Genomic DNA, 22,673 nt, shown 5'->3' on the forward strand with positions numbered 1-22,673 from the left:
TTCGCGATAGGAGGTTGCCGTGGCCTACAAAATTGAGATCGTGCGAGGCGACATTACCCGGACCGATACCGAGGCCATCGTAAATGCCGCCAATAACCATTTCTGGATGGGTTCCGGAGTGGCCGGAGCTATCAAAGCGGCGGGCGGCGAAATAATCGAGAAAGAGGCCGTGAAAAAAGGCCCGGTAATGCCCGGCGAGGCTGTTCACTCGACGGCCGGGACATTGCCCTACAAGGTAGTGATTCACGCCGCGGTGATGGGACAGGACCTGCGCACCTCGGATAAATACATCAGGCAAGCCACCATAAGTTGCCTCAATATCGCCGAGAAACTGGACATCAAGTCCCTGGCTTTTCCCGCCTTCGGAACCGGCGTTGGCGGCTTTCCCATGAAAGCCTGCGCGCACATCATGATTGATGCCGTAATAGCCTATTCGGACCTGTCACGGAAGATAGAAAGAGTGCAGTTCTGCCTTTTCGAGGAGCACGGTTACACCGTTTTCAAAGACATGCTTGCTAAGAAGGAAAACCCGAACTGATCGGGACCGGCTCACTCGGAGCTTCTTACCTTAAACTGGCCGGAAAACGCCAGAGCCCGATTATCACGATTCACATACCGGCCGTCAATTGTCATAAACACATGCTTCGAGGTAACTGAATCGACCGAGTAGGAGCCTTCCCTGGCAAGGAAGATTTTATCCTCTGCGGCAATATCGTACTGGCCGAGCACCTGGAAATACGACGCCTCGTTCAGGTCGGCTTTAACCGCCGTGACCGGCTGCGGCAGTTGAACGTAAAGTCGGCAGCGCCAGTATTGATCGAAACCCATAAGCTTGAAGTCGTCGCCGGCATCCTCGGGATTCCATCTGGTGCCAACAGTGACAACCGCCACGTTTCCCTCACCGGTAATCAGATTGTTGTTGTCGCTGAAGGGGTCGCTGATTACGGCGCTCTCGACATACTGCGTCTGTTCGACATCAACCTTCTTCGTTACGGCATCGTCCGAGACATAGAGATCCATACGGTACCGACTGGTGATACCGCAGGATAGCAGAAAAGACACCGTGGTGACAAGGATAATGACCGCCGCGAGCGATTTTCTTAAGATAGCCATATCGAATTATATGCTTTCCTGAAATTGATGTCAATCAACACTAAACCAGACGGCCGGCGGCGACGGGCTGTTTACGGAAATATCCTAAAGCGGGAGTTCTACGATGCGATACTTTTTATAAGGTTTTGCCCCCATTTGGGCGGCTGCCTTGAGCATCAGCTCATTTGTCTCGAGCATCCATGACAACTCGGCCCACTTATATCCCAACTCAATACCCCTGTTGTATGTGAGCACGTACATGGCCATGTCGATCCCGCGCTTCTGGAATTGAGGCACGACGCCGAAGGTGATCATCCGCACGCAGTCGATCTTATTTCTGATTTTGGTATGCCACAGCAGTTTCAGCAGACCGAAAGGCAAAAGCCGACCTTTCAAGTGAATCAGTGCCTGATTGATGTCGGGAAGGGCAAGACTGAAGGCCACCGGCCGATCCTCATACTCCGCTATGAACACCAGCTCGGGTTCAACAATCTGCTTGAGGTTTTGCGCCGTGTAGAAGAACTCATCCTCGCCCATCGGGACAAAACCCCAGTTGTACTGCCAGGCCTCGTTATAGATTCTGTTGACTCTTTTTATCTCCCGGTCAAACTCCGACATCCTGAGAGTGCGGATTTTCACCTTGCTGCGCTCGGCCTGTTTGGCGACCACCCGCTGTACTCTTTCCGAAATGGGCTCCTCTTTCGTTATCCGCAAAGCCATCAGATCCATGACCTTCTTGAGCCCGAATTTCTCCGCCAGCTTGGGCAGGTACGGCTGGTTGTAGGTCATCATGACTGTCGGCGGCGCGTCGAAACCCTCGACCAAAAAACCGCACTCGTGGTTGGTGGAGAAGCTCATCGGGCCGCGCATCTTATCCATTCCCTGACGCTTGAGTTCGATCATGGCCACTTTGAGCAGCGTGGACGCTATTTCATAGTCATCAGGACAGTCGAAAAATCCGAAAAAACCTGTCTGTTCCTCGTGAAACTGGTTATGATTGTAATTGATGCAGGTGGCGATACGCCCCACAACCTCGCCGCTCTCCATGGCGAGAAAGAGCTTCACCGATGATGTCTTATAGAACGGGTTTTTCTGGCGGTCAAAAAATTCCTTACGTTCCGATATCAGCGGCGTAACGTAATTACTATCCCCCCGGTAGAGCCTATTGGGATAGGTTATGAATTTTTTCAGATGTGAGGATGATTCAACTTCTACGACTTCGATTCGTGCCATAAGCTATTACGAAATCAGTCCCTTGGCGCGTCCAACTTTGGCCACCACCTCGACAACCCTGTCGAGCTGCCCACTGGTATGGGTGGCGGTATAAGAAGTACGAATCATCGACTGGCCCGGAGGCACGGCCGGCGATATCACCGGGTTGGTAAACACGCCGTTGTCGAATAGTTCCTTCCAGAAAGCAAAGGCCTCGAGATCTTCACCCACAACTATCGGGACAATCGGAGTGGCTGAATGACCGGTATTGAATCCGAGACTCTGAAATTCCTTTTTCATGCGACGGGCGTTTTTCCACAGGTTCTCACGTCTCTCCGGTTCCGCCTCGATAATATCCAGCGCCGCCAAAACCGCCGCCGCGTTGGATGGCGGAATGGAGGCCGAAAATATCAGCGAGCGGGCGGTGTGCTGGACATAGTCGATAACCTTCGCGTCACCGGCGATAAATCCGCCGAGAGAGGCGAACGACTTGGAGAAAGTGCCCATAGTCATATCGACCACGTCGCCCAGACCGAAGTGCTGCGCGGTGCCGGCGCCGGTCTCACCCATCACGCCAATACCGTGAGCATCATCGACAAGAACACGGGCGTTATATCGCTTGGCAATCTCGACAAGTCGCGGCAGTTCGATAATGTCCCCCTCCATCGAGAAAACACCATCCACCGCCACCAGAATACCCCCGCGACTGTTGATATTGCGCACATTGGCGATGACCCGTTCGAAATCATCCATGTCGTTATGGGCGAATTTATACAACTTGCCGTAAGACAGGCGGCAGCCATCCACGATGCACGCATGAACCTGACGATCGATTATGACCGCATCACTCTTTCCGACAAGACTCGAAATAGCGCCCAGATTAGTCTGAAAACCGGTCGAGAAAACCAGTGCCGCCGGTTTCTTCATGAATTTTGCCAGGCGTTCTTCAAGCTCCAGATGCAGATCGAGCGTCCCGTTGAGAAAACGGGAACCGGTACATCCGGAACCATACTTACGAGCCGCCTCGGCGGCCGCCTCTTTCACTTTTGGATGATTCACCAAGCCGAGATAGTTGTTGGAGCCAACCATGATACACTTGTGGCCGTCCACAACAACCTCATCGCCGGGCGCAGATTGAAGGGGGTGAAAATAGGGATAAATTCCCATCGCCTTGACGTTGTCGGCGTCATCAAAATTGAAGCACTTTTGAAATAAGTCCGGGTATGTAACTTCAGTATTATCGCTGGTCTGCAAGAAAGCTCCTTTTCAGAGGATATAGTCCTTTTCCAAAGCTTGAGTAAACGAATCCTGTTCTCTATTGTCAATTGTTAAGCAACCCAATATAAGAAACTATATTATTTAGCGAAAATAATTTTTGTCCAAACGACAGCAAAAGATTTTTACTTCAGCGCCCTCAAACCGGAAAGGCTCGAGGGGAATAACTCGTTGTCTCTCAAGCCAATACGCCTAGACGTTATTTCGGCCGGGTCCCGAAAATGTACATATAGTTTCGGCTGATTGCTATTGGCTCTTCCTTGTTGGACCCATACCCCTCGATATCAACGAAACCGACTTTTTTGAACATACCAATCAACTCGTGGTAAGAGTACAATCTGATCGAGGTGTCATGAGAAGACGTTCCATGGGGGCCGATAAACGTCCAGGTGGCGGTGCCGACAGACCGGGCAAAATCAAATCCCCGTTTCTCCAGTACCTTCATTTTCCCGGCCTCATACCAATCGCTTGAACGAAAGTTGGCCATGACCCAGTCGCGATTTATGATATGGAGCAGAAATTTTCCTCCCGGTTTGAGCGCCTTGAACATCTTTTTGAGCACCAGAAGATTGTCGGACTCCTTCTCAAAATACCCGAACGAAGTCCACAGGTTTGCGGCAGCATCGAATTCACGATCAAAGTTGATTCGACGCATGTCCATCCGATGAAGGTCGATTTTCAAGCCCGACCGCCTGGCCTTTGCCCTGAATTCCTCGAGATAACTGGAAGTGATATCAACGCCCCTTACCTTAATGCCGGCCCTTGCCAGCGGCAGGGAAACGCGCCCTATGCCGCAGGGGCAGTCGAGAAATTTCATGCCCGGACGGAGATTGAGCTTTTTGAGAATGAGCTTAACGTCGCCATTTGTGGTTCCACGCTCGGACATTATGGCGAAAACGGGTCGAAAGTCCGGAAAGAAATCGTCCCACCACCCCGGGTCCTTACCTTTTGCCATATAACCTCCCTGCTTATAGAAAAGTGGCGACCGTCATTAGCCGCCACTTGTGAGAATCTCAGTAGTTAACGTTGTGAGTAGCCGCTTTGACTACCTAATTGTTCTTCTTGAACTCTTCCATGAACTGCGCCAGGCGGTCCACACCTTCCATCGTCATAGCATTGTACATGGAGACGCGGATACCGCCAACATCGCGGTGACCCTTCAAACCGCCCATACCGGCAGCCTTGGCATCGGCGATGAACTTCTTTTCGAGGTCCTCGTTGGGCAGCCTCATCGTGAGATTCATCCAGCTGCGGCTGTCGGCCTTCACCGTCCCGCGGTAATAGTCGGGGTGCTGATCCATGAGTTTATAGATGCGTTCTTTCTTGGCGAAGTTGGCTTTCTCGATCGCCTCAAGACCACCCTGCCTTTTGATCCACTCCAGCACCAGCTTCACGATATAAACCGGGAAGGCCGGCGGGGTGTTGTACAGGGATTTCTTAGCGGCGTGAGTCTTGTAGTTGAGCATCGTGGGAAGGCCCTCCGCACACCGGTCGAGAAGGCTCTGCTTGATAATAACAACCGTTACCCCGGCGGGGCCCAGGTTCTTCTGCGCCCCGGCGTAAATCATCGAGAACTTCTTGAAATCGTGGCGACGGGAAGCTATATCCGATGACATGTCACAAATCATCGGTACATTGCCGGCGTTAGGAAACGACGAATACTGGGTGCCGAAGATCGTATTGTTCGATGTCACGTGCAGGTAGGCGGCATCCTTGGGAAAGTCGATTTTTTTCGGAATGTGGTCGTAGCTGGACTCCTTGGACGATCCGGCCAGATGCACGTTGCCGATTAATTTCGCTTCTTTGATGGCTTTGTTTGACCAGGCGCCGGTATCAACATAGGCGGCCGTTTTCCCTTTGTGCAGGAAATTCATCGGCACCATCGAAAACTGCATCGAGGCCCCACCGCCCAGAAAGAGCACATGGTAGGACTCATCCAGGCCGAGAATCTCCCTGAACAGAGCGATGGCAGTGTCGTTGATTTCGTCGTATTCTTTGGACCGGTGCGAGATCTCCATCACCGACATACCCGTCCCTTTGTAATCGAGAAATTCCTGCTGGACGATCTTCAAGACATCCAGAGGCAGGGTGGCCGGTCCGGCGTTGAAGTTATGAATTCTATGAGTCATTTTATTTCCTCGCTTGAGCTAAACGTTCCGGGTTTTGTTGCCCTTACTTTGCCTTTACGTAATCAGCTATCAGAAGGTCGACAATATAACCGATTCTGAGCATATTTTCTTTTGTCGAAGCGCCGATATGCGGGGCCATCAGCGTGTTTGGAGCCTTGAGAATGGGCGACGACGGATCCGGCGGGTCGGACAGCCACACATCGGTGCCGTATCCGGCCAGTTTGCCGCTCTTGAGTGCCTCGGCCACGTCTTCTTCAACGATACACCCGGCACGGCCGGTGTTAATTAAGTAAGCTCCGTTTTTAAACCACTCCAGAGTCTTCTTGTTAATAACGCCCTTAGTGGCGGGAAGCAGGGGCATGTGAAGAGAGACGAAATCGGACTGCCGGATGGTATCTTCCATACCGGGTACGATCTCGGCGAAATCCGTGAAGAAGACATCGGGGTGCCATCCGAGCACTCTCATGCCGAACGCCCGCGCCCTGGTGGCCAGCGCCAAGCCGATTCTTCCCAGACCGAGAATACCGAGAGTCTTGCCCAGAAGCTCCGTGCGTTTCAGCTCCTTCTTAAGCCATTTACCTTCACTCATCGAGACATGAGCTTCAGCAATGCGGTTGGGCATCGCGATCATCAGGGCAAAAGCCAGCTCGGCCACCGCGACCGTCGAAGCGTCGGCGGTGTTGGACACTCTGATGCCCTTCCCGCGGGCATAGACCTGATCGACATTATCGAGGCCAACGCCTCCGCGGATGACATATTTCAGCTTCGGTGAGGCGTCAATATACTCTTTGGTCACTTTAGTCTTGCTGCGGATAAGAATGATTTCCGCCTCGGCCTGACGGCTCTTATCGTCGGTGACCTCCCCGTACTTGGCCAGCTTACCGGGGAGAGTGGAATCGAATGCGTCTGAGATAAGTATCAGCATTTTTCACGCCTTTCTGCTTAATCTTTCAATAAATTGACAACCATACCGCTTCGCAGCTTGGGTTCAAACCAGGTGGACTTCGGCGGCATTACCTCGCCGGCATCGGCTACCTTGAGAAGCTGCTCCACCGACACCGGGTACATCGAAAACGCTATCTTATATTCATCGCTGTCAACCAGCTTGATCAACTCTCCAACTCCCCTGATACCACCGATGAAATCAATGCGGTCATCGGTCCGGATATCCTCGATCCCGAGAATCGGCGTCAGGAAGTTCTTTGTCAGAATAGCCGAGTCAATCGAGTCGACCGGGTGAGCGGCATCGAAACTACCTTCGCGCGGCGTCAGGACGAACCATCTGCCTTCGGCATACAGACCGATGCGGTGATTCTCTTTCGGATCCACCGGGCCGTCATGAGGGGCTACCTCAAATGACTTTTCGGCCTGAGATAAAACCTCCTTTAGAGAAAGTCCCCGGAGGTCCTTAACCACCCGGTTGTATGGCAGGATGCGGAGTTCATCGGCCGGGAAGATGACGTTCAGAAAGAAATTGTACAATTCCTTGCCGGTGTGGCCGGGATTCTTCTGCTTCATACGACGGCAGACTTCAGAGGCCGACTGCGAGCGATGGTGTCCATCGGCGATGTACATCTCGCCAAGCTTCCCGAATGCTGCAACAATCGCCTTTATCGTTATTTCATCATCGACCACCCATAACTCGTGAGTCACCCCGTCGGGGCTGGTAAAACTGACTTTTGGCGCTCTTGAAGACAGCCTCGTGAACAGACTCTTTATTTCGGGGTTCTGCCTGAAAGTCGTAAAAACCGGACCCACCTGAGCCTGAAGGGTCATGATATGGTTCGCCCGATCGTTGACTTTGGCTGGACGCGTATGTTCGTGCTTTTTAATAAGCCCCTTGTCATATTCTTCAACCGATGTCAGCGCCACCAGACCGGTCTGTGAACGACCTCGCCAGGAAAGGCGATAAAGATAGAAAAACGGCTTGTCGTCCCTCGCCATCAGACCTTCATTCATCAAGCGCTCGAGGTTTTCTCTGCCCTTCTTATAAATTTCCTCGCCATACGGCGGAGTATTCGGGGGAAAATCGACTTCGGACTTGTTCACGCGCAGAAATGAATCAGGATTGTCTTTGACTATCGCCCGGGCTTCTTCACTGCTAAGGACATCGTAGGGGGGAGAAGCGATCACATGGGCTTTCTCCGGCCGGGGTCTCAACCCCCGAAAGGGACGTACGACAGACACGGATGAACCTCTCTTTCCAGACTAAAAAATGGACGTACCAGCTACCGTTTGTATAGTCCGCCTAAGATAATCGAAACGGCTCGCCCCTGTCAATCCATTAATACCCGGCGCGAAGACCCTGTGTTTCATTGTTTTTTGCGCGAGGTGGAGCGTATATGCTCAGGGTTCGTGGGATAAAAGCACAAAAAAAAGGGCCGGCTCAAAGCCGGCCCTTATAGGCTATAGCCAGAGGCTTATTTCATGTGCTTGGAGACCAGCTTGGTCATCTCAAACATCGAAACTTTGCCCTTGCCTCCGAAGATCTTCTTCAGTTTCTCGTCAGCATTGATCATACGCTTGTTAACGGTGTCCTGAAGTTTGTTCTTCTTGATGTACGCCCAGAGCTTCTTGGTAACTTCGGTGCGCGGAATCGGCTTGGTGCCGACCACGGCGCCGAGGTCAGAGGAGAGCGTCATCGGACGCATGAAAGCGGGATTTGGTTTCCTTTTGGTTTTCGCCTTTTTGGCGGGTTTTTTCTTGGGCGCGGCTTTTTTCTTTGGCGCCTTTTTCGTCGCTTTCTTCTTCGGGGCAGCTTTCTTCTTGGTGGTTTTCTTCTTCGGAGCAGCTTTCTTCTTCGGAGCTGCTTTCTTCTTCGGAGCCGCTTTCTTCTTCGGGGCGGCTTTCTTCTTGGTGGTTTTCTTCTTGGCTACTGCCATTGTGTTGCTCCTTAGCATTAAGGGTTGGTTTGTTATAAAAATTTTTTGAGAGTGTTCTCTCTCTCACAAAGCGCATTTCCAGACTCAAAATACAAGTTTTTTGAAAATTTGTGCAAGAAAAATCTATAGGCAAGCAGCAAAAAAATGAGATTTTTTCATAGGGGATTTAGACCCTCCCGAACCCATTTTCAGAGTGCAAATCAGCCTCGAACGAGTTCAATCACCGGCGCCTCGGCCGGACACCCCAGCCGAAACGGGAACCAGTGCCCCACTCCCGAAGAGGTGTAGAGGTGACTGTTCTTCCTCCGGTAGTGCCCCCAGAGATAACGATCGGGCCAGACCGATTCGAAGAGGGAACGATTCATATCGCCCACCTGTCCCCCGTGCGTATGCCCTGCCAGAGTAAGCTGCACCCCCGTATCAGCGGAATAATCGAGAGCGTCGGGACGGTGGCTCATGAGCACTACGAAGTCATCGATGGTTCTGTCCTTCAGGGCAGCATCGGTGCAGGAGCGGAAAAAATCATAATCCTTCGCCCCCAGAAAACGCGGGTCGTCGATACCGGCAATATACAGCGGCTGACCTCTCTGCGACAAACGCACGCCTTCGTTGACCAGCAGGGGAACGGTTGACCGATCGAATATCTGCCGCACCTGCGTAATCCCCCTGAAATATTCGTGGTTACCCAGGCATGCGAACGCCCCGAGGGGCGAGGCGAACTGTTCGACCATCCGCAACGCATCGGGGAGCATCCGGAGATTATCGGCAATGTCGCCGGTCAACACGGTCAGATGCGGCTGGAAACCACTGGCCTTATCGAGCACCTCGGCCAAATCATCCAGGGTCACATGAAGACGCAGGTGACTATCGGACAGGTGAAGGATCCTGAGCCCCTCGAGGGAAACTGGCAGGTCGGCCATCGCGATAGTCTTCTTGTACACTTTCGCGCCGGTCACCGCGGCCGCCATACCGCCCGCCCCCATAGACAAACTGGCCAGTGGTATCGCGGCGGCACCGGCACGAAGGAAGCGTCGGCGATGATGGTCAACCTTCCTTTCGTGAAAGACGCTGCGACGACGAGCGAGTCGGTCCATAAGCGAGTTAATCAAATGAAGGGAGCCTGAAACCGGCAACGACAAAATCAGACTCAACTGAAGAACGAACGAGAGGATCGCCCCCGTTGCTCCAGGGTACGACAGCCAATTATTCGCATGATACTCCCCGACACCCCACAAAATAACAAACAGCATGCCTGCCGTCGGGAGAGCCCAGGCCGACATCTTTATCCATCTGCGGCGCCACCATTCGCGATTTAAAAAACGCAAAAAGAGCAGTTGCGTTATGCCGAACAACAGAATCAAAAAAACCGCTACGGCTACGGGGAACAGGTTTCTCACGTATGCTCCATTTCCGGGTCCGGGATCCCATGGTCATCTGCAAGGTTTAAACGAAAAACACCACGATAAGTTCTCATATTTGCGGCCTTTGTTTTGTACAGGATGTAGTGTTGGCTGTGGAAGACTTTTTTCCGGCAGAGCTATTTGCGCCATACCGACGGACGAAGGAGGATTATGACGGTGAGAATCTCGAGACGACCCAGCAACATCGAGAATACCAAGATCCATTTCCCCGGTATGGGTATCCAGCCGTAATTTTCAATAGCCCCGACTCCCGCAAGACCCGGCCCGATATTTCCGATCGTGGCGATTGAGCAGGTGACGGCGGTGGTCAAATCCGGGACGAACAAAAGCATGAGACCGCCGGTGATGATGAAAAGGGCCACAAAGAGAATTACGAACGAGACGACGTTTATAATCCGTCGGTCATCGACCGAATCATCGCCCACCTTCACCGGCGACACCAGACGGGGCTGTGTCAGCTTGCGAAGTTCGTTCATGACTATTTTGCCAACCATGAGGACCCTGATCATTTTCATACCACCGCCGGTGGAACCGGCACAGCCTCCGAAAAACATCAGCAAGACAAGGGTAAACCTGATGAAATCGGGCCAGAGGTCAAAATCGGCGGTGACAAACCCGGTGGTGGTCACCATTGACAGCGCCTGAAAACTGGCCACACGAAAACTGTCATAGAGCGATTCCACCTTATTGCTCTCGTTTACATAATGCTCGACGAAGGCATCTGTCGACATTGGTTCGTGACGGAAACTGAGGGCGGCCTGCTCCGCCGGAGCCGGACCTTTGAAATAGAGAACACCGGTAATCACGGCAATTGCGAGCACAATCACCGTCAGGTAGAAGGTGAATTCCCTGTTTTTCGTGAGGATGCGAAAATCACCGCGCATGGCCCGAAAGTGGACGAGGAAATTTATACCCGCAAAGAACATGAAAACGGTTATGACCCATTCAATAAAGTCGGATTCGAAAGCGGCTATAGAGGCATTCCTGGTGGAAAAACCGCCGGTCGCCATAGTCGCGAAAGTATGACAGACAGCGTCGAACAGGTTCATTCCGCCCACCCACAGAAGGACTGTCTCTATAGCCGACAACAGCAAGTACACCCCCCACAGCACCGAGGCGGTCTGCGTCAAACGCGGATAAAGGCGCTCCTTGGTCGGCCCGGGGACCTCACCCCGGAACATCTGGTAACCATACACCCCCATCGCGGGAAACACCACTATTGCCAGAGTGATAATTCCCATACCTCCCAGCCAGTGAGTCAGCGAACGCAAAAACAGCATCGATCGCGGAACCGACTCTATGTCGGTCAGAATAGTGGCCCCCGTAGTGGTAAAGCCGGACATTATCTCGAAATAAGCATCGGTAAAATGGGCGAAGAAGTTGGGCCATCCCGAAGGATCGCCGGCGATAAAATAGCTTAGCAGCGGTATGGAACTGATCAGAGCCAGCCCCAACCAGCCGAATGTGACAATAGCATAGCCCTCCTTGATCCCCTGAAGATACTGGGCACTCCTGAACGCAACCACCATCTGCGTACCCACCAGCAATGATATCAGAATCGCGATGCCGAAGCCGACTACTTCACCCTCGACAAGCATCTCCTCAAGAGAAAGATGAAAATTGTCATAAACAGCGATGACCATGGGAACCAGAAGAAACAGCCCCATCACCTGCATAAGCTTACCGATCGCGTATCCAACGGCGGCCTTCTGCATGGGCTAACCTCTATCGAAAAAACGACGTGGTTTGAACAATTTGGATAAAGTCGGGATATTCCGCTGGTGGGTTATTACGATCACATGATCGTCGGCCTCGACAACGGTCTCACCGCCGGGAAGAATCATTCGGTCCTGACGTATAATCACCCCGATTATGGAGCCTTTTTTGAGCTTGGTGGCGATATTCCTTACCTTGGTACCGGCGACATCGCTGGCCGGGTCAACATTGAATCGCACGGCCTGAATATCGATGTCGGAGAGACGTACCACCGCCCCGATGTGTCCTCGTGAGATAATTTCCAGAATCTCCCGGGCGGTCGTAAGGCGGGGGTTGATAATATGATCGATTCCGATAGACTTGTAGAGCTTGTTGTGTCGCACGTCAGTCGTGGTGGCGATCACTTCATGAGCACCCTCGGCCTTGGCCAGCAAAGCGGAGAGCATGTTGTAATCCGGGCTGTCCGAAACAGCGATAAAAAACGACGCCCGGTCAACATAGATCTCCCGCAACAAATCATCTTCTGTACAGTCTCCGTGTAAAACCTCAACCTTGTTGAGCACGGCCGCCGCCTGCTCGGCATGCTCGCGATTGGGATCGACGAAGGTCACCTGATAATCATCGAGTTGCTCGAGCGCCTGGGCGAGCACAAGAGTGGCATACGAGTCGCCGGTGATAATGATCTTGCGGCTGGCTTTCTTTTCAAAACCCACCAGCGTCATAAAACGCTCGAGCGACTCTTTCGGGAAGAGCGCATAGACCGTATCGCCGGGATGAATGACCGTGTTCCCATCGGGAATCATGCCGACACCGTTGCGGACAATAGCGGAAAACAGCACTGTATCGGGGGCAATATGCTCACGAATCTCGCGGGTCACCTTGTTGGCCAGCGGCATGTTCTGAGTTACCTTGTAGCCGCGTATAAGCATTTTGCCGTCCTCAAAATTGGCCGATTGTACCGAGTGAGGTGTCTGGACGAATTGAAGAATCTGGTCCACCAGCACTTTCTCCGGGTGAATCACCGAGGTGATGCCCACTTTGTCCAGGTCTATGAGTTTGGCGTCGCGAGCGTACTCCTCTCCCCGAAGCCGGGCGATACGCTGGCTGACATTGTACTGCGCGGCTATAGAGCAGGCCACGATGTTGACTTCGTTGCTCGGGGTGACGGCCAGAAGCATGTCGGCCCCTTTTATACCAGCCTGATCGAGAACCGAAGGGGACGCCCCTGAGCCGTTTATGACCTGTAAATCGAGGCGTTCCGATATATTCTGGCACAGCTGCGGATCGACCTCGACCAGGCTGAGCCGATGCTTGTCATTAAGCAGATACTCAGCCAGGCTATAGCCGACTATGCCCCCGCCCACGATTATGATGCGCATTTGCTTACCCTACAAATTATGACCGGATATCATCTCCGCCTCAAATTCAGTCATAAATACAGGCAAAGCCCCGCTGGAATCAATTAAATTATTTATCCGGGTCCTTGCTCCGCCCCGCCTTAAAGCCCGATAAAAGGCATAGTTTCTCGCGAACCAACTCCACCCGGTTGCGGTTTGCAGCATTGACAGGTATATTCTTTCGACGGACGGGCAATCCGGGTGCCCGGGTCAAAGTATGGCAGAATTTAGATTTCGAAAGTTTTTGAAATTCCCCAGGACGTGGCGTGAGGTAAAAAGCCTCGGCTGGAAATTCATTCTCGCTTTTGTGCTTTTCTATCTGATCCGGGACAGCATTCTATACCTGCTGATTCCCTATCTGATTTACCGAGGCGTTATCGGCGGCTGACGATGACTATCGGCCGGTCTCTGTGTTTAACAGGTCCTGACCATTAAGGATTTTCAGACTCTGCTTTTGAGCCCATTCGTGTTCGGACTTCAGGCGCTTCAAATCGGCGGTTAGCCGCTCAATTTCCATCGTGGTCTCTTCGTTGTTAAGAAGTCCTGACCTCACTTGCCGCGAGATCATAAAACAGCGTTGCAGGATAAGTTCGTGGTCATTCATGAACCTTCGATGGATGTTGAAAAGCGCTTCGTGCGTATTTTTGATTCGAACAAGTTCGTCTTCCGATGTCAACTCCGAAGCAATGTTGTGAAGTTGCTTCTGAACATAAGCATCGACCGAGCGCATCCTGTTGCTCCGCCGTTTGAAATTCCTCTCTTCGCCAACAATTTTGTCGAGCAGCCTGAAGAGCCGCCGCTTGTTGACGGTGTTATGTTTTATCATTTGAGTTGCCCCCACGTGAATACCGTTGTTATTTCAATATGCGGACCGAACGGTCCAGTATCAAGCGAAAAAGCCGGCAGGGGACCTGCCGGCTTTTATTTTTCCACGGACCAGTTAGACTCTAAAATCCGTAAATCTGACGGTATTTGGCATTCATATAGTCAATTAACGGCTTGAAGGACAGTGGCTTACCCGTAACCTTCTCGGCCAGTTTGTTGGCCCGGTATCTTTGCCCCTGAAGATGAATCTTTTCGCGAAGCCACTCACGAAGCGTGCTGAAATTCCCGACCTCGAACTGTTTCATCAGGTCCGGCATTTCCTTTTGCGCCTGCGCGAAAAACTGAGCCGAATACAGGTTGCCCAGAGTGTAGGTCGGGAAATAACCCACATAACCGGCCGACCAGTGAACATCCTGCAGACAGCCATTGGCATCCTTGTCGACATCAATACCGAAGTATTTCTTAAACCGGCTGTTCCACTCGCCCGGAACATCGGCGGGCTTCAAATCTCCGGTTAGAAGCGGCCGTTCGAGTTCGAAGCGAAGGAGGATGTGAAGGTTGTAGGTAGCTTCATCGGCTTCAACGCGGATGTATGAAGGCCTCACATCGTTTATGGCGCCGTAGAAATCATCGAGCTTAACATCACCCAGGGCATTTTTGAAAATCCGCTGGGCCTGCGGGAAGAAATAAACCCAGAAAGCGCGCGAGCGCCCCACCTGATTCTCCCACATGCGTGATTGAGATTCGTGAATACCCAGGGAGACCGAGTCGCCCATGGGAGTGCCGAAATAATCTTTCTTGTTCAGCCCCATCTCGTACAGACCATGACCGGCCTCGTGCATGATCCCGAAGAGGGCGTCGTTGATCCGGTGCGGGTTATACCGTGTGGTAATACGGGTATCACCGTAGCCGATACCGGTACAGAACGGGTGAGTGGTGATATCGAGCCGCCCCTGATCAAAACCAAAACCCATGGCCGCCGCGACCGATTCGCCGAAAATGCGCTGAAGCTCGACATCATAGTCACGCTCCACAATGCTCTTATCAGGCTTGCGAGGCGCCCCCTGAATCTTACCCAGGAGTTCGACCAGTTCCTTTCTGAGATTGACGAAAACATCGACAATATCCGTGGTCTTCGCGCCAACCTCATAGTCGTCCAGAAGAGCGTCATACGGTTCGCCATCGTATCCATAGGCGTCGGCTTTCTTCTTCTGCAGGGCGATTACTTTCGCCAACCAGGGCTCGAAATGTTTGAAATCAGATTTCTTGCGGGCCTCGACCCACTCCCCCTGCGCCAGAGTCGTGACTTTGGTGATTTCCTCAACCAGATCCTTCGGAAGTTTGGTCTGCTTGTTGTAAAAGTGGCGCATTTCGCGCACGTTCACCGCCTCAACAGATTCCGGATCCTTGACCAGTTCGGATTGTTCCACCTGCGATAGCAGTTCCCCGACTCTGGGATCGGTCATCTTTTCGTGAGCCAGACCGGAGATCAGACCCAACTGATCCGCCCTATGATTGGCGCCGCCGCGCGGCATATAAGTACGCTCGTCCCAGCCCAGCACGGCGTTGCAAGAGTGAAGCAGGGACACCTCTTTCATCCGCCTGATGAGTTCGTCATAAGCCTGTTGCGTTGACATCAGAAAACTCCTTTGTATTCCAGGTCCAACAGTATTGTCGCCATGTTCGAAACAGCGCCTAAGATAAGAAAAAACTGCGCCCGGCGCAACCTGACGGTCAACATTAATGGCATTATTAATCTATTTTATCCCGTAAGAGAAGGCATTACCGGGTCGTCCGGCGAAAGAATCCGCAAGCGGCGATAAAGAGATTGTCCGCTTGCGACGGTTTAATTATATTGCCGGCTCGGGGACTAAAGTCAGCAAAGGATGTTTGTGGCACACGTTGTGAACGAAAAGGCCGACGCTCTTCTGGATAAGGAATTCAAAGTTCTTGACCACGGGTTTGTCCGACTGGTCGACTACATGGGCTCCGATGAATCAATTGTCCAGGCGGCCAGAGTAAGTTATGGCAAGGGGACCAAGAAAGTATCCGAGGACCGCGGCCTGATCCGATACCTGATGCGGCACCGTCACACCACCCCTTTTGAAATGGTCGAGTTCAAGTTTCACGTAAAACTCCCTATTTTTGTCGCCCGCCAATGGATACGGCACCGCACCGCCAGCGTCAATGAGTACTCCGGCCGATATTCGGTTATGAAAGAGGAATTTTACCTTCCACATCCGGAGGACATTCGCTACCAATCGACAGTCAACAAACAGGGTCGGTCTGAAGATGAAGTCCCCGAAGAACTCCAGCGGAAACTCCTCGATTATCTTGTTACATCACAAAAAGAAAGCTTCGACAGCTATATGAAATTCGTCGACGACGGCGTGGCCCGCGAACTCGCCCGCATTGCCCTGCCGCTCTCGATGTACACCGAATGGTACTGGAAAATCGACCTGCACAATCTTTTCCACTTTCTCAAATTGCGCATGGATCCCCACGCCCAGCAGGAATTTCAGCAGTACGCCGTCATAATGGCTAATATAGTTAAGACAGTCTGCCCGGTAGCATATGAAGCCTTCACGGACTATTCCGTAAACTCCGCCTATTTCTCCGGGCCCGAGTTGAACGTCCTCAAAAAGCATCTTGCTCAATGTGATTACGACATAGACGAGTTGGTAAATTTAGGGCTGTCCAAACGCGAAGCTGCCGAGTTTCTGGAAAAGCTTTCGAAAATCAGAGACATCTGAAGACCGCCCTGGCTTCGGCGGAAGTTAATCTCAAATCAGACGAAACTCCACCGTTTCGAATACTTTACCGTTAACGACAATATCCAGTTGATGTTTGCCCGGAAGATGTGTTCTGGTGCTGTGGTTGCGCAAAGAGTGCTTTGTAGCTATCGCTAAAACACCGTCCGCCGCAAGTTTCTTCTCGGTGAGTTTGAAGACTTTGGGGGAGAGCTTGCCGCTTTTTTTCACAAAATGAATCCGGTAATCTATTGCCAGCTTCTGGGCGCTCTTGCCAAGAGACACTACCTCAAAAGATATGGTGGCATCGGAGCCGATTTTTATCTTTTTCGGCGACAAAGTGAGGCCGCGTAGCGCTATCTTCGGATTGGCCGTAAATCCAAGCAACGAAAACACCCTCGGATCCCCTTTTTTGATCAGCGTTCGGCAGGCATGTTTGATGATCCAGTCGGTGTGCTTATGTCTATCTTTCTGCCACACCGTTGCGGTCTTGATAACCAGAGCGGGATGGTCTTTCGAGATGTCATTGAGATTGTTCGCCACCGCCTTTCTCACATACAAAGACTCATCCGCTTTGAGCTTTTCGAGAAGCTTTATAACCGGTCGCGGGTCCTTCTTGAACTGCTCGATATGGGCCGTCCAGACCCCTCTGGGGCGCGATCCCTCGGCAGCCAGGCGGCGAATGTGCTCGTTTGAGTTCTCCGCCCACATGCTCATCACCGAGAGCATCTTCGCCGGATCGCGATTTACATAAGGTCTTATGGCGAACTCAGCCGAACTGTATTGCGTGAGATCCCGCATGGCATCGACTGAGATGTCAAAATGTTCCAGTCCAAAAAGCTCGATATAGGACATGAGCGCCCAGTTCTCGAACCCTCCAAGATTCGGTGCGATTTTCCTGAAAATATTCATGACCCGGCTGTAGTCGGTCGGAAGAAAATCCCTGAGCGCCTCTGCGATTTTGAAGATTCGTTGCTTAAGTTCCAGCCTGGAAAAAGCGTCATTGGAGAGAGATTCCACAAAAGAAGATTGGTCGAATCCTTTGTGGACCCGACCAATCTCGCCGGCAATCTTGCTTATTGACGCCCTGTTCAGGTAGTCTTTCCACAGACCGCTTTCGGGCTTGTTGTTGTTCTCAGGCGGCATAACTTAAGAAAGTGAATCCGCCAGCTTGACGAATTCATCCACATCGGCCAGCGACCTGTTGATGGCATCGACCCAGAAATCTTCTTTGGTCAGATCGACCCCGAGGTATTTCTGAGCCATTTGCTCTGTGGTCATGCTGCCGGTCTCCGCCAGAAGCGCCTTGTACTGTCTGGCGAACGCGGGACCCTCCTTTTTAGCGCGGTCGTAAACACCGCCGGCGAAGAGATACCCGAAAGTATAGGGAAAATTGTAAAATGGCTGGTCGCTGATGTAGAAATGGAGCTTCGAGCACCAGAAGAGCGGATGATACCCGGACTCATCGAGCAGCCCGCAGAAAGCCTTCTTCTGAGCCTCAACCATAAGCTCGCTCAACTGATCCGGACCGACCACTCCGTGTTTACGCTCTTCGTAGAAGGCGCGGTCGAACAGGTAGCGGCAATGAAGATCAGTGAACATTACATAAGCGCTCTGGAGCTTCTGCTCCACCAGCATCAATTTTTCCTGCGGGTCGGTCGCTTGCGCCAGGGCAGCATCGTTGACGAGAGTCTCTGCGAAGATTGACGCAGTCTCGGCGAGGTTCATCGGGTAAATGGTGGAAAAATACGGTTTGTCCTTCAGCACCCAACCGTGATAAGCGTGTCCCAATTCATGCGCAAGAGTGAGAAGATTATCGTAAGAGCCGGCGTAGGTCATAAAAACCCGCGGCTGACGAAACTTGCCCGTTCCCGTGCAGTAGGCGCCGGCGCGTTTGCCGGGCCGATCCTCAGCTTCCACCCAGCGTTTCTCGAGAGCCATCTTGCAAAAGTCGGCCATGTCAGGCGAGAGGCCGGCTATGTTCTTTCTTATAAACTCACCCGCCTCCTCGAAAGAATACATCTTGTTGACACTGCCGCACGGGGCGAATTCATCGTACCAGGCGTATTTGTCAATCCCCAGAAGTTTCTTTTTGGCGTTTATGTATGGCTGGAGCCGTTTGGTTTCGCGGGAAATAACCTCCCACATCGTATCAACCGTTTTCTCCTGAGTGCGCGACATCACCAGAGCTTCTTTTACCGGCGGTTCCCAGCCACGGCGGTCATAAAGGGTGAGACGGAACCCACTGAGGGCGTTAAGCATCATTGCGGCCAGGTCGGCCCTCGATGACCACCCTTGCACCATTTTTTCAAACGCCTGCTTGCGAATCTCTCGGTCCGGGCTGGCCATTTTGGTCGCCAGCTGACCCATTGAAATCTTGCCGACCTTACCGTGCTCTTCGAAGTCGACTCTGAGCCCACCCGCCATCTTATCGTAAATCTGATTCCAGGCATGGTAGCCGTTCACCGACAACTCCAGAGCCAGCGACTCCAATTCCACGGGCATTTTGCTTCGGGCAATCACGCGTAGTTCATCAAGGTAGAACCTGATTCCTTCGAGCCGGGGGTCGGCAAGAAGCATCTTCCACTGGTCATCCGATTGCGCCATGCTCAGCGCCTCGAGTTGCGTGCGGAGCTTCTCCCATCGTGACAATAGAACGTGCCCTTCGCCATAAACAGCATCAGCCGTCGAATCCTCGACATTCGCCGAAGCCAGCGCGTTGGCGAACGATTTGGTCAGTTCGATATCCTCCAGAAGGGACTGGAGCTTCAGTATCACTTCGACCCAGGCGCCCCGCGAATTATCGTCAATCGACTCCGGGAGCTTATCTATCATAGCGGAGGCCTCTTTCAAACCGGCCTTCACGTTCTCACGATGTTTTCGGAAATCTTCGGATTTACTGCCGCCCCTGAAAATTGAGTCAAGGTCCCATTTGGGCGCGGGGGGTATTTTGGCTGATGTGGTCATTTTCTGGCTCCTGACAGGAATACTGTTTTTCTCTTTGGTAGACGCCAATATAGGTAATGCGGCTCTCTAAAGCAAGAAGCGCAATCAGGAGCCCCCACTGCTGACACCGCTTTAGAGGTTGGCCCCCGTCATCCGATTCGCTGTATTGACAAAAGGCCCCGGCTATACGTCCGGAGCCTCGTGCTTTTTAACCCATTTAGAATAGAACACCATGGCGATCGCCGAAGCGATTCCGATCGCCGCAAACTGGTACCACAGCTTGTACGGATGATACGCCGACCAGAGCATATCCGTCGCCTGCTGATGACTCATATTCGTGATATCGACCAGTTTCTGCATGGCGTCGGTGCGGGAAACATCGGTGATATTGAAATTCTTCGCCAGATAATCCAGCGCCAGATTCGCTTTGTCACCCATTCTGTCATAAACGTGTCCCGCGAAGATCGACCCTACTCCCCATCCTATTCCCTGTGGAATATTGGCATACCCCATATATAGCCCCTTCTTGCCCTCAGGAGCTATCACCCCGAGATATTCGTTCATTTTCGGCGATGACAACATCTCACCCACCGAGAACAGAAGAATACCGAGAAGGCAGAAGTAGCCGGAAGTTGTGAATCCGGCCGCGATCAGTCCCACCGAAGAAATCGTAATGCCAAGCGTGATTGAGTGCACTCTTCGCATCCGCGACACCAGATAGGAGACGAAAATGACCGCGACCACGATAAGCCCGGCATTGGCGTTGATCAACCATTCCTGGGATATTTGAGGTGCGCGATTGGAATTGGCCTGAAGCATCCAATCCGGCAAACCGAGGTCCTTTACAACCTGAGAACTGTTGACCCAATCGACGATAAAATTGGGAAGCATATCGAAAAGCTGCATGAACATCAGCCAGAACCCCGACATGATAACAATAAAAACGATAAGCCGAAGGTTGAAAATGTTCTTAAGGGTTATCCACAGAACTTTGAAGGGATTCCCTGTCTGGTCGCCACCCGCGGCCGGGTCCTTGTAGGTGAGAAGCATCAGGAAATTAAGCGACACGATAACCGCGCAGCCATAAAACACCACCGGCCACGAATAACCATAAAGGTAATGTGCCAGAGGTGGTCCGAGAAAGCCTCCCACGTTAACCAGCATGTAGAACGTTCCCCATCCGACCGAGGAGTTCTTTTTGGTCAATACTTGACACATTGTCCCCTGCACACCCGGTTTGAATATAGCCGTGCCTAACGCCAGCGTACAGCAGCCAATGAGAAAAGGCCAGAACTCCCGCTGGGTGGCCATAAGCAGATAGCCGATAATCTTGATGACTATCGAGGTGGCGATGGTCTTTTTGTAACCATAGCGGTCGGCAAACCCACCCGAGACCATCGGTGTCAGCGACTGAAAAAGCGCCCACCACAAAAAGATTATCCCCTTATCGGTCTGGGAAAAGTGAAGCCCGCCAATCTCATCCGCCTGGGCAATGTAAATGGGTATTACAACCCGAACGCCATAGTAGGCCAGACGCTCAAGCATCTCCATCACGTTGACCATCCAGAACGGGCGGGCCATGCTGGCGAGCTGGCTTAACAGGCCGTCGGAGGTGGGCGATGGTGGAGCAGCCGATGTTTGCGTGGTCGACATAGAAGTCCTTTTACTGAGATAGTTAGTAAATTTCCCCTAATAAACTGGCATTTCGACACTGCGTCAACAGCAAAGACGGCCTGACCATCAGCTCTGTCTACACCAAAAAAGACGCTGGAATTCGGCCTTTGGAGACTTATTATTACGGAGGCGCTATCTGGGTTGTGTCAGGTCTTGGCCAGACTAAGTCGGGGTGTGACCTGAGGCTCAAACAAAGACCGTCAGATGACATCCCCGACACCATCGGGGACAGCATCTGACGGAACGAGACATCATCCCGTTGTGTCAGGTCTTGGCCCGACGAAGTCCGGGGTGTGACCTGACACGGAAGCAGCAGCGCCAATCCCGTTGTGTCAGGTCTTGGCCCGGCGAGTTCGGGGTAGCGGCCTGAGGCTCGAACAAAGACCGTCAGATGACATCCCCGGCACCATCGGGGACAGCATCTGACGGAACGAGACATAATCCCGTTGTGTCAGGTCTTGGCCCGACGAAGTCGGGGTGCGACCTGACACGGAAGCAGCAGAGCCAATCCCATTGTGTCAGGTCTTGGCCCGGCGAGTTCGGGGTAGCGGCCTGAGGCTCAAACAAAGACCGTCAGATGACATCCCCGACACCATCGGGGACAACATCTGACGGAACGAGACATAATCCCGTTGTGTCAGGTCTTGGCCCGACGAAGTCGGGGTGTGACCTGACACTATAGCCCGGATGATCGGAAAGGAAGCATGACCGAAGACAACGACGAGCCGGTTGAGTACCCTATCGATGGTACCCTCGATTTGCACCTCTTTGCGCCAAAAGACACGAAAGATGTGGTCTTGGAGTATATCCAGGAGTGCCTGAAAAGGGGTATTTACAGGCTTCGCATTGTCCACGGCAAGGGGATCGGCGTCAAGCGCGAGATAGTGCACTCTATCCTGACAAATCATCCCGATGTTGTTCGGTTTTATCATGAGGGTGGGTCGGGTGGAAGTTGGGGTGCGACAGTCGTTGATCTCAGGCATTGATATGGAATGCGATACGGCTATAAAGCAAAAACCCTCCATCAGGAGGGCTTTTGCTTTGGCGGTTCAGTACTGCTGATTTGGCAGTACTACCCAAGTGTTGCTGCACTCTCCAGCCTTCACACGGTTTGTAGTACAGCTTTACCCGAAGTATAAAGCAGGGCATCCCGTTCGGTCTTATTCTGATTGCCAGTTTCGCCGTGTGTGCCGACGACTGAGGAGGTCTGTCCGTGGCTGCGAAGGTACTGCGAAACCGGTTCTCAGTTTTGATAGGGACAGACGGGGATCTATTTTAGAATACTCACATTCCTCTTTTGAGTCAAGGGAATTCTGGTGTAGCAGCCGGGTTTAGTTGCGGTTGGCTTTGAATA

Annotated in this window: 20 protein-coding genes; 4 read left to right on the top strand and 16 right to left on the bottom strand. The window is 52.3% G+C overall.

Annotated elements, in window-relative coordinates; genetic code table 11:
- Window positions 1-19: 19 nt before the first annotated feature.
- Window positions 20-538 (top strand): macro domain-containing protein, encoded by a 519-nt coding sequence (locus AB1483_01145; protein MEW6411058.1) that lies wholly within the window; start codon window positions 20-22, stop codon window positions 536-538.
- An 11-nt stretch (window positions 539-549) separates the two neighbouring features.
- Here AB1483_01145 and AB1483_01150 read toward each other — a convergent pair whose 3' ends face one another.
- The 11 genes from AB1483_01150 to trkA all read right to left on the bottom strand — a co-directional run bounded on the left by AB1483_01150 (window position 550) and on the right by trkA (window position 13,106).
- On the bottom strand, window positions 550-1,113 hold the full coding sequence (locus AB1483_01150) for a hypothetical protein (protein MEW6411059.1): 564 nt from the start codon (window positions 1,111-1,113) through the stop codon (window positions 550-552).
- Window positions 1,114-1,197: 84 nt separating this feature from the next.
- Window positions 1,198-2,325: an N-acetyltransferase gene (locus tag AB1483_01155; GenBank protein MEW6411060.1), complete on the bottom strand. Its 1,128-nt coding sequence runs from the start codon at window positions 2,323-2,325 to the stop codon at window positions 1,198-1,200.
- Window positions 2,326-2,331: 6 nt separating this feature from the next.
- Window positions 2,332-3,471: a pyridoxal phosphate-dependent aminotransferase family protein gene (locus AB1483_01160; protein ID MEW6411061.1), complete on the bottom strand. Its 1,140-nt coding sequence runs from the start codon at window positions 3,469-3,471 to the stop codon at window positions 2,332-2,334.
- A gap of 307 nt (window positions 3,472-3,778) precedes the next feature.
- Complete coding sequence (locus AB1483_01165) at window positions 3,779-4,534, bottom strand: methyltransferase domain-containing protein (protein ID MEW6411062.1); 756 nt, start codon at window positions 4,532-4,534, stop codon at window positions 3,779-3,781.
- Window positions 4,535-4,628: 94 nt separating this feature from the next.
- Window positions 4,629-5,708: a 3-phosphoserine/phosphohydroxythreonine transaminase gene (gene serC / locus AB1483_01170; GenBank protein MEW6411063.1), complete on the bottom strand. Its 1,080-nt coding sequence runs from the start codon at window positions 5,706-5,708 to the stop codon at window positions 4,629-4,631.
- A 43-nt stretch (window positions 5,709-5,751) separates the two neighbouring features.
- The gene (locus AB1483_01175) at window positions 5,752-6,633 is read right to left on the bottom strand and encodes an NAD(P)-dependent oxidoreductase (GenBank protein MEW6411064.1); all 882 of its coding nucleotides are present in this window, start codon (window positions 6,631-6,633) and stop codon (window positions 5,752-5,754) included.
- Window positions 6,634-6,650: 17 nt separating this feature from the next.
- Window positions 6,651-7,895, bottom strand: a complete 1,245-nt coding sequence (locus AB1483_01180) for a DUF1015 family protein (GenBank protein ID MEW6411065.1) — start codon at window positions 7,893-7,895, stop codon at window positions 6,651-6,653.
- A 233-nt stretch (window positions 7,896-8,128) separates the two neighbouring features.
- On the bottom strand, window positions 8,129-8,590 hold the full coding sequence (locus AB1483_01185) for an SWIB/MDM2 domain-containing protein (GenBank protein ID MEW6411066.1): 462 nt from the start codon (window positions 8,588-8,590) through the stop codon (window positions 8,129-8,131).
- A 200-nt stretch (window positions 8,591-8,790) separates the two neighbouring features.
- A complete protein-coding gene (locus tag AB1483_01190; protein ID MEW6411067.1) occupies window positions 8,791-9,987 on the bottom strand; it encodes a metallophosphoesterase in 1,197 nt (398 codons plus the stop codon).
- 140 nt (window positions 9,988-10,127) lie between these two features.
- On the bottom strand, window positions 10,128-11,726 hold the full coding sequence (locus AB1483_01195) for a TrkH family potassium uptake protein (protein ID MEW6411068.1): 1,599 nt from the start codon (window positions 11,724-11,726) through the stop codon (window positions 10,128-10,130).
- 3 nt (window positions 11,727-11,729) lie between these two features.
- Entirely contained in the window at window positions 11,730-13,106 is a 1,377-nt protein-coding gene (gene trkA, locus AB1483_01200) for a Trk system potassium transporter TrkA (protein MEW6411069.1), read from the bottom strand.
- 235 nt (window positions 13,107-13,341) lie between these two features.
- On the opposite strand from trkA, the gene AB1483_01205 reads away from it, so the two are divergent.
- Window positions 13,342-13,512, top strand: a complete 171-nt coding sequence (locus AB1483_01205) for a hypothetical protein (GenBank protein ID MEW6411070.1) — start codon at window positions 13,342-13,344, stop codon at window positions 13,510-13,512.
- Window positions 13,513-13,518: 6 nt separating this feature from the next.
- Here AB1483_01205 and AB1483_01210 read toward each other — a convergent pair whose 3' ends face one another.
- On the bottom strand, window positions 13,519-13,950 hold the full coding sequence (locus AB1483_01210) for a hypothetical protein (GenBank protein MEW6411071.1): 432 nt from the start codon (window positions 13,948-13,950) through the stop codon (window positions 13,519-13,521).
- 121 nt (window positions 13,951-14,071) lie between these two features.
- Window positions 14,072-15,586, bottom strand: a complete 1,515-nt coding sequence (locus AB1483_01215) for a carboxypeptidase M32 (GenBank protein MEW6411072.1) — start codon at window positions 15,584-15,586, stop codon at window positions 14,072-14,074.
- Between the two features lie 255 nt (window positions 15,587-15,841).
- Here AB1483_01215 and thyX point away from each other — a divergent pair, with 255 nt between their 5' ends.
- On the top strand, window positions 15,842-16,702 hold the full coding sequence (gene thyX / locus AB1483_01220; GenBank protein ID MEW6411073.1) for an FAD-dependent thymidylate synthase: 861 nt from the start codon (window positions 15,842-15,844) through the stop codon (window positions 16,700-16,702).
- A 30-nt stretch (window positions 16,703-16,732) separates the two neighbouring features.
- Here thyX and AB1483_01225 read toward each other — a convergent pair whose 3' ends face one another.
- The 3 genes from AB1483_01225 to AB1483_01235 all read right to left on the bottom strand — a co-directional run bounded on the left by AB1483_01225 (window position 16,733) and on the right by AB1483_01235 (window position 21,298).
- Window positions 16,733-17,845, bottom strand: a complete 1,113-nt coding sequence (locus AB1483_01225) for a DNA alkylation repair protein (GenBank protein MEW6411074.1) — start codon at window positions 17,843-17,845, stop codon at window positions 16,733-16,735.
- A gap of 3 nt (window positions 17,846-17,848) precedes the next feature.
- Window positions 17,849-19,666 (bottom strand): M3 family oligoendopeptidase, encoded by a 1,818-nt coding sequence (locus AB1483_01230; GenBank protein MEW6411075.1) that lies wholly within the window; start codon window positions 19,664-19,666, stop codon window positions 17,849-17,851.
- Between the two features lie 162 nt (window positions 19,667-19,828).
- Window positions 19,829-21,298, bottom strand: a complete 1,470-nt coding sequence (locus AB1483_01235) for an MFS transporter (GenBank protein MEW6411076.1) — start codon at window positions 21,296-21,298, stop codon at window positions 19,829-19,831.
- Window positions 21,299-22,023: 725 nt separating this feature from the next.
- Between AB1483_01235 and AB1483_01240 the strand changes: the two genes are divergently transcribed.
- The gene (locus AB1483_01240; protein ID MEW6411077.1) at window positions 22,024-22,305 is read left to right on the top strand and encodes a Smr/MutS family protein; all 282 of its coding nucleotides are present in this window, start codon (window positions 22,024-22,026) and stop codon (window positions 22,303-22,305) included.
- Window positions 22,306-22,673: the final 368 nt, after the last annotated feature.

It is taken from the genome of Candidatus Zixiibacteriota bacterium, from assembly GCA_040756055.1.
Classification (GTDB): Bacteria; Zixibacteria; MSB-5A5; order GN15; family FEB-12.

Bases quoted from the DNA above. Each gene is read 5' to 3' on its own strand.
- AB1483_01205 (MEW6411070.1), top strand. From the start codon at position 13,342: ATGGCAGAATTTAGATTTCGAAAGTTTTTGAAATTCCCCAGGACGTGG.
- AB1483_01240 (MEW6411077.1), top strand. From the start codon at position 22,024: ATGACCGAAGACAACGACGAGCCGGTTGAGTACCCTATCGATGGTACC.
- AB1483_01160 (MEW6411061.1), bottom strand. From the start codon at position 3,471: ATGGGAATTTATCCCTATTTTCACCCCCTTCAATCTGCGCCCGGCGAT.
- AB1483_01195 (MEW6411068.1), bottom strand. From the start codon at position 11,726: ATGCAGAAGGCCGCCGTTGGATACGCGATCGGTAAGCTTATGCAGGTG.
- AB1483_01155 (MEW6411060.1), bottom strand. From the start codon at position 2,325: ATGGCACGAATCGAAGTCGTAGAAGTTGAATCATCCTCACATCTGAAA.
- AB1483_01210 (MEW6411071.1), bottom strand. From the start codon at position 13,950: ATGATAAAACATAACACCGTCAACAAGCGGCGGCTCTTCAGGCTGCTC.
- AB1483_01185 (MEW6411066.1), bottom strand. From the start codon at position 8,590: ATGGCAGTAGCCAAGAAGAAAACCACCAAGAAGAAAGCCGCCCCGAAG.
- serC (MEW6411063.1), bottom strand. From the start codon at position 5,708: ATGACTCATAGAATTCATAACTTCAACGCCGGACCGGCCACCCTGCCT.
- AB1483_01225 (MEW6411074.1), bottom strand. From the start codon at position 17,845: ATGCCGCCTGAGAACAACAACAAGCCCGAAAGCGGTCTGTGGAAAGAC.
- AB1483_01235 (MEW6411076.1), bottom strand. From the start codon at position 21,298: ATGTCGACCACGCAAACATCGGCTGCTCCACCATCGCCCACCTCCGAC.
- AB1483_01215 (MEW6411072.1), bottom strand. From the start codon at position 15,586: ATGTCAACGCAACAGGCTTATGACGAACTCATCAGGCGGATGAAAGAG.
- AB1483_01175 (MEW6411064.1), bottom strand. From the start codon at position 6,633: ATGCTGATACTTATCTCAGACGCATTCGATTCCACTCTCCCCGGTAAG.
- AB1483_01150 (MEW6411059.1), bottom strand. From the start codon at position 1,113: ATGGCTATCTTAAGAAAATCGCTCGCGGCGGTCATTATCCTTGTCACC.
- trkA (MEW6411069.1), bottom strand. From the start codon at position 13,106: ATGCGCATCATAATCGTGGGCGGGGGCATAGTCGGCTATAGCCTGGCT.
- AB1483_01230 (MEW6411075.1), bottom strand. From the start codon at position 19,666: ATGACCACATCAGCCAAAATACCCCCCGCGCCCAAATGGGACCTTGAC.
- AB1483_01165 (MEW6411062.1), bottom strand. From the start codon at position 4,534: ATGGCAAAAGGTAAGGACCCGGGGTGGTGGGACGATTTCTTTCCGGAC.